Below are 14,187 nucleotides of genomic sequence, written 5' to 3' on the forward strand. Positions count from 1 at the left end.
CAAAGGACTGCTCTAATATTAAGAGTGGGCAGCAGGAGCAAGAGCAGGTCACGTGGATAATCGTACTCAACAAGACGCTAATATAGTCGATAAAGCCAGTTCCGATTCGGTAACAGCTTTAAGGCAAGATGATAGTTTTGATACGCAGCAATGGCAACGCTATATAGAGCAAGAAATCGGCTTTGTTTTACCCGATATTCAACGCCAGTGGCTAGTAAATGCGATTGATCGTACCGCTGTTGCGAATGGATTATCAGCGCTGCAACTATGGCGTCAATTGCCGAACAACGATGCGCTGCGCCAGCAACTATTGGATAAAGTGCTGATTCACGAAAGTCGCTTCTTTCGCCACTTGCCTTCTATAGATTTTGTCACAGAGTGTGCCTTGCAGCATCAGTGCCTGACGCTAACAGATGACAGTATTGATGAGACGTTTCGCATTTGGAGTGTCGGTTGTGCCAGTGGGCAGGAGACTTGGTCGCTTGCCATGAGTTTGGCATCGAAGCAGCTGGTTAACTATGTCATATTAGGCACTGATGTCAGCCAGCAAGCACTGACAAAAGCACGTATGGCACAGTACGACCAACGCCAAAAAACGTTAATTCCGTCTTGTTGCCAGCCATTTATTCATCCATTACGTCCTGAGACTATGACTGAACAATCGACTGCCTGTGATTTATCTATACTAAAAAATGCTAGCAGTCACACTCGAGTACATTGGCAAATCGCGCCAACTTTACAGCAGTATGTTAGCTTTGCTTTACACAATATCATCAATCAAGAACCACCCACCCCGCATCTACAACAGGTCATTATCTGCCAAAATATGCTGCTATATTTTCGTAAGTTTGATCAACGGGATATTCTGACCAAGCTGTCAGAGCAGTGTGCCTTAGGTGGTTATATTGTATTGGCTCCAGGTGAGGCGTTGTTTTGGCGTCCTTCAAATATGCGCCGTATTGCGCACCCACAGATTAATGCGTGGCAAAAGATCAGTGCCTAAATTACCGCCTAGACGAGTTAGGATAAACCTATGAAAAACCAGCCCAATGACATGGTGACGCTCGAGTGGCTACTACCACTTTTTAATCAGCAATTATCACAAGTATCTGATGGCTGGCAATTAGGCGCTGATAGCACTAATTACGAGCAAATGGTACAGCACTACCATCAAGTTGGTGGCGCTCTAACTATGGTTAACCTGCCTTTATTGGCAGACTTAGCGACTAAGCTAAGTCTGTTGGCAGGTGCTGGTCGCCAAGAGGACTTTACTACTGACGATTGCCGCAGTGGTCGGTTTTCTCATCGTCTGTTACAACGTGAGCTGACGCAGTATATGCGTACAGGCAGTCATCATACGGCTTTGATCAATAGAGCCGCTGCTGATCTTACTCAGTCACTATCACGACGAGGTATTGCGACAGATCTTTTTTCACAGCCATCTAGCACTACTAAAAATACACCTCACGAACATTTGATTAATAGCGATTTTAGCGCTGAAAATGTCATCGATGATATTGAATTAATCGTACCAAACCCGGCGGCAGATGCCCATCTAGACATTCAGCAATATCAGCAGTTATTGTTGGTTTGGCGTCAGCAAGTACAAGCATTGTTAGCTGCTAATAGCAATCAGCCCTCTATACTAGCCCTCTTGCAAAAAGTCAGTGAGTACTTATGGCAAAGCACAAAAGAGGGCGATGTGCAGCGTCTATGGTATCTAACCGAGTTATGGCTGCACGATCTTGCCCACAATAAAACACCATTGCCTGAGCACTATGCGCCATTATTAGCGCAGCTTGAGCAAGTGATTGAGTCAGGCAGTCATCAGACTAAGCTAGCATCGAGCGTTATTAAAGACTTGATAGCCAGTATTTATATTGAGTTAAGTGGCCTTGCACAAAGTAGCGAGCATACGCAATCTATTCTCAATAATTTACCGCAAAGTGAGACTGTGGCTTCGCGTTTTTTACCGCGCATGTTGAGTGAGCTTGAGACTCTCATATTCAGTCTTGATCAGCCGCAAACTTTATTGAATCCATTACAGCGTATAAATAGTCAGCTCGAAGCTCGAGGTTGGACACTCTATGCGTCACAAGTTGCATTTATTCTAGCAGATATCGAACGTGCTCTCTCCTCAGAAACAGGGTTTGCACAAGAGCAATGGCAGATCGAACGCCAGCTCCAAGAGCTATATAGTGCTATTTATAATACCGAACAGACGATATCTACCAAAATAGGGGACGCAGCTGACTTTACTTTGAGGTCTGATAGCGCTGACTCGCGGTTAGGAGCTAGTACGGACAGCAGCGCTGCTACGAAAGACTTACGTGAACTGCGCATTGCTGTTGAAGACATAAAACAGCGCTTTAACGCCTATATACAGCGTCAAGATATTGCCCTCCTACCTGAGACGGCTGAGCTGACAGACATCGGCCACACTTTTGATGAGATGGGCTTGCCCTCAGTCCGTGAAGCGACTGATGCGATAGCCAACCTATTTGTACAACTGACGACTCATGATGTTAATGTGCTCAGTTGGAATGTTACTCAAGCGTTGGCTGAGGGCTTGACCTCTATAGAGCTGCTGCTAGACTATCTGGCGCAGCAGGTCTTTGACCAACCATTATTAGCGCTGGCAAATCAGCATATCGATAATGCTACCATACTGCTGAATGACTATATTCAAGCGCCTGAAAGTGTTGAGCACAGTTTACTTAGCCAAAAACCTGTGGCAACTGATGTGCTGCGCTACGATGATAGTGGAGAGATTGCGCCTGTTACTGAGCATGCCGTCAATGACCAAGCTTCTGATATCCAGGCTTCTAATACGCCAAACCTTGATACAGCAAGTGTAGACGATGAAACTGTATTAGAAGATGAGAGCGACGACCTCATAACGAATAGTGCTGTAGTAGGTAACTTTAACACTGCAAGCGATAGTGAAGACTTGCTGCGCGCGCGTGAACAAGTGAAACCTGACACTTTTGATATAGATGAAGACATTCGGGACATTTTCATCGAAGAGGTGACAGAGGTCGTCGAGGACTTAGAAGATTTTTTACCGATTTGGCAGCAAGACTCACAAGATCTAACGCCATTAACAGAAGTGCGCAGAGGTTTTCATACCTTAAAAGGCTCGGGACGCATGGTTGGTGCTTTTAGCATCAGTGAGATGGCATGGGCCATCGAAGATCTGCTGAATCGTCTGTTGGATAAGACATTACCCGTCACGGACGATGTCGTTGCCTTGGTGACAGAGAGCACTAAGCGATTATCAGTCTTGGTTACAGATTTTACAGCACAACAACCGCCAAGCTTTGATCCTGCGGTAACCATTTTACAGAGTCATAACTTGATGACAGGACAGCCGGTTAACTCGGGTTTAGAAACTTCTATAGCTGCACCATCAGGCATTGTATTCAGCGAAGATGATTCTATATTAGATGAGACTCTTGACTTAGGTGAGCCCATGTCAATTGCTGACTCTACTGAGTTGGCAGATGCTGCAGATACGATTAATGATTCTCAAACTGTACAGAAAGAGGCTGGAGACAGAAATCCAATAGACTCTCTTTCTGGTTTAGCATTACCAGCCGTACTCGTTCCTTTTATGCAAGAGACTGAGCAGTTACCAACGGATGCGAATGATGCTGATCCTGATATTAAAGAAATCTTTATAGAAGAAGCCAATGAAGTGCTGGCCGACATCGTGCCTTTATATGAGTATTGGCAGCTGTCACCCACTGATTTAAGCGATTTGGCGGATATTCGTCGTGGATTCCATACGCTAAAAGGTTCTGGTCGCATGGTAGGCGCCAACTATAGTGGCGAGCTAGCATGGTCTATAGAAAACATGCTCAATCGCATTTTGGATAAGAGTATCGTCGCGTCAGCCGATATAAGACAGCTTATCGCCGATGTGCTAGGCGCGTATCCCGCCATGCTAACTGCCTTTGAAAATAATAACAGTCAAGGTTACCCCGCATTGGTGCCGTTATGGATTACTTGTGCTAACGCTTTTAGTAAGCAACTAGGCGATGAATTCAGCTATGTTGAGTTATATAAGCAAGCGTTGAGCTCTACTGAGCAGTATTCTGCAGTGCAGCCTGATGACACGATTGACCGTATTCATGATGATAGTAGCAATGATGACATTGAAGATATGGATAGTATGTTGCAGACAATTCATTCGGTTAATGCAATGATGGCAGAAGCACCCGTTATTTTGACGCATCAAAATGCAGAAGAAAAAGCATTTTTTGAGATTTTTATCGACGAAGCAGAAGCGCTATTACAAGATATCAATACCTTTGTTGATGATCATCAAGGCCAGCCTCACATTGCAGTCAGTGATGATATTGTTCGTGCCTTCCATACCCTAAGAGCCGCGTCTGGCTCTAGTGCTTTAGCGGCGATTAGCGAAGTCAGTGCGATGATTGAGCAAAGCTTAGAGCTATTACAACAGCAGGATGCTTCTATGAATGCGCAACACCTAGAAGCATTAGCCCAGTCTGTGACACTGATGGATGGCTACCTCAATAATTACAAACAGAATGCCCAGCAGCAAACCATATCGACAGAAGAGTCGCAAAGCCAGCAAGATATTGCCTCATTACAAGCCATGCTGGGTGAGCAGTATGCCATCGGCGATCATAGCGAAATTACGAATAACAAGCCCACTATAGATCAGCTATTAGATGAAAATATTGATGAGTTGCTCGATGCTGAATGGCAGTTAAATGAGGCGCTGAGTCACTCTGATAGTGAGCAGGTTCAGACATATATAGAGCAACAACTTGCCCAAATAAGTTATCTATCTAGCAAAGCGCTAGAGTTTCCAAAATTCAGCGCGATTCTTGGTGCATTAGCAGCGGCTTATACTTACTTAAATGATCATCCTGAAACAGCAGCTGATGCTGCTATTCAAACCACGTTACTGGCTGGACATGCTCAGCTAGTAGGGCTATTCGATGCCTTGGCTGGTAGTACCTCACTAAAAGTTGATGAGCAAGTGCTTGAAGGTTTACAGCGTATTGCTAATGGCACTGCCAGCAGTGATGAGGCTATCGACGAGTATAATGATGATCTGCCTAGCGTGCAAAGTGTCTCTGCCCCTGAGTTGCAGCTAGAGTCTATCGATACCGATATTGAATTGTTAGAGATCTTTTTAGAAGAAGCGCAAGAGCTCGATGATGCGCTTGCCGAGAGCTTTAACAAATGGCGTGCGGACATCTCTAACATCAATACTCTAAAAGTATTGCAGCGTCATTTGCATACCATTAAAGGTGGTGCGCGCATGGCAGGTATCCGTAGTATTGGAGACTTGACTCATGAGGCGGAGAGTATTTACGAAGCCTTTGTAGAGCATAGACGCGAGCCAACCACCCAGTGGCTTGAGATTATGCAAATCGTGCAAGATACCTTGTCGTTGCAAGTGATGCATATGGTCAAGCATCAGCAATCGTTTTTTGCACCTGAACTTATTGAGCAGCTGCAACAGTTTGAGAAAGCACAAGCATTACCAGATAATGTCAATCTGATTGTACCGGTGCCAAAAAACCATGCTGACGCTGAGCCGCAAGTTTTTGCTAATGATGCGACAGACAGTAATGTCAAGATCACAGAAGTATTAACGCTTGATAGAATGATTAAGCAGTCATGGGCCAATGGCTTACCGGACCCTGATATCTTAGAAGTGTTTTTAGAAGAAGCGGCAGCGCTTACCAATAATAATCAATATTTGCAGTTATTCTTAGATAACGTGAGCGATACCGTTGCCTTGCAAGCGCTACAGCGTGACCTGCACACCCTTAAAGGTGGCGCAAGAATGGTCGCGGCTAATGGCTTGGCGGACTTGGCGCACGAAATGGAAGCAGTCTACGAAGACCTTGCTAGTCGTCGCCGTCCTGCAACGAAAAAAGTCCAAGAGTTACTGGTGGCTTGTCATGATTGGTTAGCAGATGCTCTGTTTATTCTAAAAGAGCGGGTCAACCCGCCAACACCTGGATTGTTGATAGAGGCGCTACAAGTATTCAGTAAAAATCCTGATAGCCTAAAACAAATACCTGATGAATCGCTGCAAGGGCAGCGAAAAGCTATCTTGACCGCCAAGGAAAAGCAAAATTCAGATGGTAGGGTCAAAGACATCAGTAAGATGCCATCGATGGTCGGCAAGTTCACTGGGCAAGAGCAGAGCGCTAGTAGCAATGAGATGATTCGTATCTCAGGTGGTCTAATCGAGCATATGATTAACTTGTCTGGTGAGTCAGCGATTAACCGTGCTCGTATTGACATGGGTATGAGTAGCTTGACCAACAGCCTTGAAGAGATGGGCATCACGGTACAGCGTTTGGCGGATCAGTTACGTCGAATGGAGATTGAGCTTGAAGCTCAGATTTTATCGCAGATAGATGATGAGCTGATCAGCCATGAAGGCTTTGACCCGTTAGAGATGGATCAGTACTCCTCTTTGAATCAGTTATCAAAGTCTCTGACAGAGTCGGCATCAGATTTGATTGATATCAATCATACACTGTTAGAAAAGACCCGAGATAGCGAGAGCTTATTATTACAGCTGTCGCGGACGCAAACTGAGCTACAAGATGGCTTGATGAACTCGCGTATGGTGCCATTTACGCGCTTGACACCGCGCCTTGAGCGTACCGTACGTCAAACGGCCAATGAGCTTAACAAGTCTGTTGATCTAACGATTATTAATGCCGATGACGAGATGGATAGAACCATTCTAGAGCGCATTACGTCGCCGCTTGAGCATATGCTACGTAACGCTGTCGATCATGGTATCGAAGACAGCGCAAACCGTCTAAAAGCTGGTAAAGCACGCAGTGGTAACATTACTTTAGAAGTACTGCGTGAAGGTAGTGAAATTGTCATCAACTTGTCCGATGATGGGCGCGGTATCGATGTCGAAGCGGTTCGCAGCAAAGCAATTGCTCAAGGTCTTATCGATGCAGACGATAGTAGTCTGACGGATCTTGATATCATGCAGTATATTTTTAATGCAGGCTTGAGTACCAGTAAGCAATTAACGCAAATCTCAGGGCGCGGCGTTGGCATGGATGTCGTTATCAGCGAGATTCGTCAGTTAGGTGGCGTAGTATCTGTAGTCTCTGAGCTTGGTCAAGGATCGCGCTTTACCATGCGTTTACCACTCACAGTAGCAGTGTCGGATGCCCTAGTAGTGCGGGCAGCAGATCGCTACTATGCCATACCATTGGTTCAGATTGAGCGTGTGGTACGTATTAACCCAGAAAAGCTTTATGACTACTATCAGTCAAATGATGCCACCCTCAACTTTGAACACAATGATTATCGCGTGCGTTATTTAAATGAGATTTTATCAGGCAATAAACTCAATGAATTGGTGGTCAATACCAATACGAGCTTGCCAGTGATTATCATTAAAAACCGTACTGGACAGAATATTGCCCTGCAGGTCGATCAGATAGCTGGCTCGCGTATCGAAGTCGTGGTAAAACCGTTAGGGCAACAATTCTCCAACCTATCAGGTATTTCCGCTGCTACCATCATGGGTGATGGCTCGGTCATGCTTATCTTAGATTTGATTGCCTTGATGCGTAATGCGCCAGTGCTCAAAGAAGTTGCCTCGTCTACTGGCTCTAAGCACAGACGTTTGGAGTCTCAGCCGACTGTGATGGTCGTCGATGACTCGGTCACGGTACGTAAAGTCACGTCGCGCTTCTTAGAGCGTCAAGGCTACAAAGTTGCCGTTGCCAAAGACGGTGTCGATGCGATTGAGATACTACAAGAAACGATACCGGATCTCATCCTCTTGGACATTGAGATGCCGCGCATGGATGGCTTCGAAGTGGCCATTCAAATACGTCATAATAAACGCTTGCAGCATATCCCAATTATCATGATTACCTCACGTACTGGTGAAAAGCATCGCGAGCGTGCTCTGGAAATTGGGGTGAACGATTATATGGGTAAACCCTTCCAAGAAAACGAGCTACTCAATAAAATCCAAACGCTATTGGGTGAAGAGGTCAGCTTGACTCATGAAGGATAATGTACCTGCTCTATTAGCGCTCAAAGAAAAAAACCAAAATGATATCAAGGTGCTGGTGGTCGCAGAAGACCATCACCAGCGCATGGCCTTTTCGGATACCGTACGCAGTTGTGGTTTTATCTTGGTTGATTGTGTGACACGGGCGCAGCTGAATACCAAGTTTGAACTTTATGAAGCACCTATTGATATCTGGCTAATAGACAGTGATTATGATGACGGCGTTGCCACGGCTACTACTGTGTCTCAATCGATTGGAGTGTTGGTGGGTTTTAGTCAAGCGCCTTATCTAAATGAGGCGCAGCAGTATGCTAAATGGCAACGTAAACTAAAGCGTAAACTTGCGCAGATGTTGTCTCTACCAGCATTGGTGGATACCCAAGCTTACCAGAGTGATACCAGCGATTGGCGTTACGTGGTGTTCTTGGGGGCGTCTATGGGTGGCCCTAGCGCTGTCAAAGAATTCTTAGATAATTTGTCACCCGCGCTACCCATTTGTATCTTATTGGCGCATCATTTCAATCAGACCATGATTGGTACGCTGCCACGTATACTTAATCGCCATAATGACTGGCGCTGTCAGGTGATTACCTCGTCGCAACGTTTGCAGTCAGGTCAGTGTTTAATTGCCCCTATTGACAAGCAAATTGTCTGTGATTCTACTGGTCGGATTATATTGCTTGATAAAGCATGGGATGGTGATTATAAGCCTGCTATCGGTCAAATCCTAAAAAACACCAGCGATGTATATGGTAGTGAGTTGATTAACATTATTTTTTCAGGTATGGGCAACGATGGGGCTCAGCATCTGGACTTAATTCAAGACAATGACAGTCAGTTATGGGCACAAGATCCAAAGGTAAGTGCTTGTCCCAGCCAACCACAGGCAATTATTGATTCTGGATACTGCGATTTTATTGGTAGCCCAGTGGCTTTAGCACAAAAACTTACCGACTATATTGGTGAAAGAGTGGCGGTTGCCTCTTCGTATTAATCTATTGTGAGCGACTTATGAAAGAAATTCTAAAGCATTCGTTTGAAGCAGTAAGTTTGCTGACCACGAACAACGGTATGCTCGATGTCACTATCGTCCCAGCATTCAATCAGCCTGATTGGATCATTCCGAGCAGTTTGATTTTGAGTGTGGATGCTCTTGATGAGCATATCTGGACTTATCTGTGGCAACAACAAGAAGTGGTTGTATTCCACTTATTATCTAGCGAGCAGGTGCCAGATAAGATCATCGTATTAGAGGGCAATACGGCAGCCCATCGCATGGCGTTACAGACAGCTGGTGAACTGCGCCAACGACAGGTGCGTATCTCTGAGGTTAAGGATGGTGAGCTTCCAGAGCAGTATCACGCTGATAATATAAGCCATAACGATGCTAAAAAAGCGAAAAATAGCGATAATAAGACTGTTGAAGCGACTGGTGAAAACCCTACCGTTGGCGAAATTGACTATGTCAAAGAGCGCTTCCAAGAAAACGTTGTACAATCCTACTTGTTTCAAACCGTAATTATCGATAGTATTCCTTACTTGGTGCCCGATTTGGATAAAATTGCGCATCAATTGGTTGATTTAGACAGCTAGCTTGTTTAGTAAGAGGGCTGATAGTGAATAACGATTCATTATAAACCTAGTTATGACTAACCCAGCCGCGATGGTCATGCCGTTAGCTGCTGTCTTTATCTATAAATGTTGGTCAGAGGTAGTAGGGCAGCTTATGAATAATATCAATGCGAGTGTTTCCAAGTGGTCAGTCGCTAGCCGCTTATTTCACTGGATCAGTGCGGTTTTATTACTGGTAACGTGGATCATGATCCTGTTATACCAAAATCTTGATAGCAATCTCTATATTGGTTTGCATAAGGCGTTTGGCATCAGCTTGTTATGTTGGATGATAGCGCGGGTTATTAATCGCGTCTTTACCAAAGCACCACCAGCATTACCAATGCCAAAATGGCAGCTATTGATATCAAAGCTGTCGCACTTTGTGCTCTATGCTTTGTTAATTGCGATGCCACTAGCTGGCTTGCTGATGTCCGTCTATGGTGGTCGACCAGTAGACATATTTGGCTTATTTCAGATTCCTATCTTTGTCACGCCAGATAGGGGTTTAGCGCGTTTTTATAATGACTTACATACCGATATTATTTGGCCCATGATTATTGCTTTTACTGTGCTACATATTGGCGCGGCTTTTTATCATCAATTCGTCAAAAAAGACAATCTGATAGCTCGCATGAAATAACCAATGAGTTAGAAAAATATACATCCACAAAAAAGCCCTCAGTATCGTACTGAGGGCTTTTTAGATGAAGTATTTTTAACTTAAGACTTAACGCGGGCTTGTTTCATATGCTTTTGGGCAGATTACTTCTTATGCTCAGGCAAATTGATATTCATCTCTAGCACATCTAAGCTGTCTTCAGAACGATGATTGATGTTCACATCATCAATTTGCACGCCATTGACGTACTTATTCACCACTTCTAATATTTCACGTTTCATTTTTTCGATACGATCCGCTGTTAAGCGGTTGTTTAAGCGATTTTCACTCGCAACGATAACCTTGAGACGCTCAGTGGCTAGGTTGGCGCTACCGACAGTGTTGCCATCATCAGTACCGAACAAACTACTCCAAAATCCTTTTTTCTTACTCATCATTAACCCCCAAACCAGCGCTGTAATAGACTCTTTTTCTTCACATCAATATGACGTAATGGACGCTCTTCGCCTAAGAAACGGGCGACAATGTCATCATAACATTGACCAGCGATAGAATCGGTATAATGGATCACCGGCTCACCGTGGTTAGATGCTTCAAGCACTGAATGGCTTTCAGGAATAACGCCAAGTAGGGGTACTTTTAAGATATCGTTAGAGATGGTATCGATGTCCATCATCTCATTCGCTGCTGCACGTTCGGCATTATAGCGAGTGATAACCAAATGCTCACGGATAGAGCCTTGGTTCTCTTCGATTTTTTTGGTGCGGCTTTGTAAAATACCGATGATACGATCCGAGTCACGTACTGAGGAGATCTCAGGGTTGGTCACGATGATCGCTTCATCAGCATGATACATCGCTAACTGAGCACCGCGCTCGATGCCAGCAGGCGAATCACAAATGATATAGTCGAACTGCTTAGACAGCTCAGCCATTACTTCGGACACCCCTTCGTCGGTCAGTGCATCTTTATCACGCGTCTGACTGGCAGGCAGGATATATAAGTTTTCAAGCTGCTTATCTTTGACCAGTGCTTGTGATAAGCGAGCGTTACCGCTGATGACGTCTACAAAGTCATAAACAATTCGATTTTCACAGCCCATGATCAAGTCTAGGTTACGTAGACCTACATCAAAATCGATAACAACCGTCTTATAGCCACGCAACGCCAAACCGGCAGCAAAAGAGGCACTCGTGGTGGTTTTGCCCACACCGCCTTTACCTGAAGTGATTACAACAATCTTCGCCACAATGGCACACTCCTATGAATCAATGGGATATCTATTAAATAAAATAGCGCATTTACTTATGCTTTGCATACTTATTATTCACATGCAATATATGCGCTACCTGCGAGCGTAAGCCTAGCATATATAAACAAAAATTTATAGCAAGTCTGCACTAAAGCTCAAAAACAGCCAATATCTGTGTTAAGTACTGCTGCTACTGGCTGTCAGCGCTCGCAAACATAGTAAATAGTGGCAGAGACAGCAGATTAGCATAGGGCAGTTTTGTTAAATAAACTTACTACAATATTAAACGAGTCGCCTAGCCCTAAACGCATTATGACTATCAAGTAGTGACCATCTAAGTATTGACTATCTATAGTTATTACAGAAGGTAGCTACTATAGATAGCCACTACAGAGATTTTCTTGGGCATTTATACATAAGCAGCAATATACCACTAGGCGTCTAAGCCTCATCCATCACGGTAAAGACCAAGCCTTGACCCTCTATAAAGCGTACTTGTACGGGCTTGTCGATCACGTGTTCGGGTAAGTTATCTCGTAGGCAGTAAGTGCCGGCGACCGATACCAAGGAGGGGTTAAAGACCTGACAAAAAATACGAGCATCTTTATCACCCGTGGCTCCTGCGACCAAACGACCTTGGGCGCGGCCATAAACATGCAAGCTGTTGTCGGTAATGGCTTCAGCGCCACTATTGACACTGTTGGTCAAAATCAAATCCCCACCGACGTGGTTAAGGCTTTGTCCTGAGCGCAGCATTTGATCATAGATGAGGCTGGTAATATGCTCAGCGCTGACTAAAGTCTCTGCTGGAATATTAGAGAGAGTCGTCTCGGTCGCTGTCTCAAGTGCGGGTTCAGACGCTGCGGCTACGTCATTCGTGCTGGTTGACTCTGTACTTTTGGCTTCTGATGCTTTACTGACCTGAGCAGTGGCTTTTTTGCTGGGTAAAATACGCTCGATACGTTTGCCATCAGCAGGGAAGATTGCCAATCGTTGTTCTCGCGCTTGGGCATCTAATACACCTGTTACGACACCGATAGGTTGTACGCCCCATGACCATAATAGCTCTACCAATGCTGACAGGTCTTGTTCGACCTCGCTATCGATAAGGATAGGGATATTGCTGGATTTGTTGCTGAGCGTTTCGGCAAGCTGAGATTCGATAGCGCTCAAATCATTGGTACTGAACTGCAAACGCGAAAAGGTGAGCATCTTGCCATAAAAGGCGAGAGCAGGGATGCTACTCGGGGCTTGTGCGCTGCTGTCGTTGTCTGAAACCGTCATAAGATTGATCCTCAAAAAATGTCGTATTGCTGCATGCGTACTATATTTATTATTATTTAGTGGTTATTTATTAGGTGCTGGTTATCTATCAGGTACTAGCTATTTGTCAGCTATTTTTAGCAAGATTTTATAAGTTAAGCATATCTTGGTGCTTCCATTGCTGTACTTTTACCTGTGCCTCAAACTCTGTCAAACTGTCCTCAATGATACTCGAAATTAAAGTATCCAGCGCTGTGTTATTGGTATCGATTTGCGCCACGCCGCTGGCAATAGCGACCATCAATGCATCGAGGCGTTCTGCATCGAGTAGCCGCTCGTTTAGAGCAATGACTACGTTTTCACCGATATTGTGTCCGACATGCTGCAATTGTGACTCAATCAAGCCGCCGGCGATTGGTATCATGCGCAAGTAGCGACGCAACTCAGGCGTATTGGCCAAACCTTCCTTAATCGCTTCGCCCATCGCACCGGCTATCATATTGCTACCTCCCGGCGAGGCGGTCAGCGCTTGTAGTTTTGGCGCCAGTTCTGTGCGTAGTAGCGACAACAGGGCGGCTTCAATCTCATGGCGATTGCGCGCAATCGTTGATTCGATAAAGGACTTGTGCGTTTCAGGGTTGGTAAGTTGCTGACGAAAGTTGTCGATGGTCGTCAAAATTACCCTATCTGACAACTCTTCTAATAACAGCTCAATATAGAACTTGATACGAGCAATCCATGACTGCGGCAGTACTTGATAGCCAAGCTGATATAGCCGGCGGCCGATGACCACCACCCGAAATAACCGTAGCGCGCGTAGCTGTGGAAAACAGCCTAACACTTCATACCAATGGACAAAGGGAAAAAAGAACCAGCGATAATAGGCTTTTTGCTTAACGGCAATCGCCCAACGTACCAATAGTTCTAGGATTAAAAATATGGTAAAAAAGCCACCCGCCGTACGTAATGGATCGTGCAAGGTATTCTGATACCAGTTGAGCGCATCACTCAATGCCAGCCATCCTGCGACATTACTACTAAAACCACTCATCAAGATGGCATCGATACTGATCAATAAAAGATCAATACTAATAGCAACAATCATCAAGATGTCATACGTCAGCTTAAAGCGACTTGGCTTGGGACGATTTGATCGTGGCGGCTGCTCGATCGAGGAATGAGTGCTCGGAGACTGACTGTTTGCTAAGTTCGATGACTCATTTGGCATTGCTGCTATCGGCGAGCTTTTAGTGGGAGAGGCGGGCACAGTCATACCTTATTAGTAAGAAATGGCATAAGAAATCATGTCATCAGTAGGCACTGCTAGTGAGGACATGATTACTAAATAAGCGAGCGTTTTAATGACTATTCACATTATCAATGAAT

9 protein-coding genes are annotated in these 14,187 nt (G+C 44.9%); 5 read left to right on the forward strand and 4 right to left on the reverse strand.

Translation table 11 applies throughout. The features are described 5' to 3' along the window. Positions 1-52: 52 nt before the first annotated feature. From CXF65_RS12410 to CXF65_RS12430, 5 genes are read left to right on the forward strand one after another with little or no spacing between them, the layout of a single operon-like run. Positions 53-1,003 carry a CheR family methyltransferase gene (locus CXF65_RS12410; protein ID WP_025652333.1) on the forward strand — a complete coding sequence of 317 codons (951 nt, stop codon included), beginning with the start codon at positions 53-55 and terminating at the stop codon, positions 1,001-1,003. 30 nt (positions 1,004-1,033) lie between these two features. Beyond that, entirely contained in the window at positions 1,034-8,056 is a 7,023-nt protein-coding gene (locus tag CXF65_RS12415; RefSeq protein ID WP_101212256.1) for an Hpt domain-containing protein, read from the forward strand. Continuing rightward, on the forward strand, positions 8,046-9,047 hold the full coding sequence (locus CXF65_RS12420) for a chemotaxis protein CheB (RefSeq protein WP_101212258.1): 1,002 nt from the start codon (positions 8,046-8,048) through the stop codon (positions 9,045-9,047). Before CXF65_RS12415 ends, CXF65_RS12420 begins: the two co-directional genes overlap by 11 nt. A 17-nt stretch (positions 9,048-9,064) precedes the next feature. After that, the gene (locus CXF65_RS12425) at positions 9,065-9,646 is read left to right on the forward strand and encodes a hypothetical protein (protein ID WP_101212260.1); all 582 of its coding nucleotides are present in this window, start codon (positions 9,065-9,067) and stop codon (positions 9,644-9,646) included. Positions 9,647-9,698: 52 nt separating this feature from the next. After that, positions 9,699-10,307, forward strand: a complete 609-nt coding sequence (locus CXF65_RS12430; RefSeq protein ID WP_319823088.1) for a cytochrome b — start codon at positions 9,699-9,701, stop codon at positions 10,305-10,307. A 122-nt stretch (positions 10,308-10,429) separates the two neighbouring features. Here the strand turns inward: CXF65_RS12430 and minE are convergent, their stop codons facing one another. The 4 genes from minE to CXF65_RS12450 all read right to left on the reverse strand — a co-directional run bounded on the left by minE (position 10,430) and on the right by CXF65_RS12450 (position 14,029). Further along, positions 10,430-10,720, reverse strand: a complete 291-nt coding sequence (gene minE / locus CXF65_RS12435) for a cell division topological specificity factor MinE (RefSeq protein WP_025652337.1) — start codon at positions 10,718-10,720, stop codon at positions 10,430-10,432. A 2-nt stretch (positions 10,721-10,722) separates the two neighbouring features. Next, positions 10,723-11,535 (reverse strand): septum site-determining protein MinD, encoded by an 813-nt coding sequence (minD, locus tag CXF65_RS12440; protein WP_010201589.1) that lies wholly within the window; start codon positions 11,533-11,535, stop codon positions 10,723-10,725. Positions 11,536-11,979: 444 nt separating this feature from the next. Beyond that, positions 11,980-12,822, reverse strand: coding sequence for a septum site-determining protein MinC (minC, locus tag CXF65_RS12445; RefSeq protein ID WP_025652338.1), 843 nt, complete (start codon positions 12,820-12,822; stop codon positions 11,980-11,982). A 127-nt stretch (positions 12,823-12,949) separates the two neighbouring features. Continuing rightward, positions 12,950-14,029, reverse strand: a complete 1,080-nt coding sequence (locus tag CXF65_RS12450) for a hypothetical protein (RefSeq protein WP_413772507.1) — start codon at positions 14,027-14,029, stop codon at positions 12,950-12,952. Between the last annotated feature and the right edge of the window lie 158 nt (positions 14,030-14,187).

Origin of the sequence: Psychrobacter sp. Sarcosine-3u-12 (assembly GCF_002836005.1) — a bacterium.
Classification (GTDB): domain Bacteria; phylum Pseudomonadota; class Gammaproteobacteria; order Pseudomonadales; family Moraxellaceae; genus Psychrobacter; species Psychrobacter okhotskensis.

Bases quoted from the DNA above. Each gene is read 5' to 3' on its own strand.
- CXF65_RS12425 (WP_101212260.1), top strand. From the start codon at position 9,065: ATGAAAGAAATTCTAAAGCATTCGTTTGAAGCAGTAAGTTTGCTGACC.
- minE (WP_025652337.1), bottom strand. From the start codon at position 10,720: ATGAGTAAGAAAAAAGGATTTTGGAGTAGTTTGTTCGGTACTGATGAT.
- CXF65_RS12430 (WP_319823088.1), top strand. From the start codon at position 9,699: ATGACTAACCCAGCCGCGATGGTCATGCCGTTAGCTGCTGTCTTTATC.
- CXF65_RS12450 (WP_413772507.1), bottom strand. From the start codon at position 14,029: ATGCCAAATGAGTCATCGAACTTAGCAAACAGTCAGTCTCCGAGCACT.
- minC (WP_025652338.1), bottom strand. From the start codon at position 12,822: ATGACGGTTTCAGACAACGACAGCAGCGCACAAGCCCCGAGTAGCATC.
- CXF65_RS12415 (WP_101212256.1), top strand. From the start codon at position 1,034: ATGAAAAACCAGCCCAATGACATGGTGACGCTCGAGTGGCTACTACCA.
- CXF65_RS12420 (WP_101212258.1), top strand. From the start codon at position 8,046: ATGAAGGATAATGTACCTGCTCTATTAGCGCTCAAAGAAAAAAACCAA.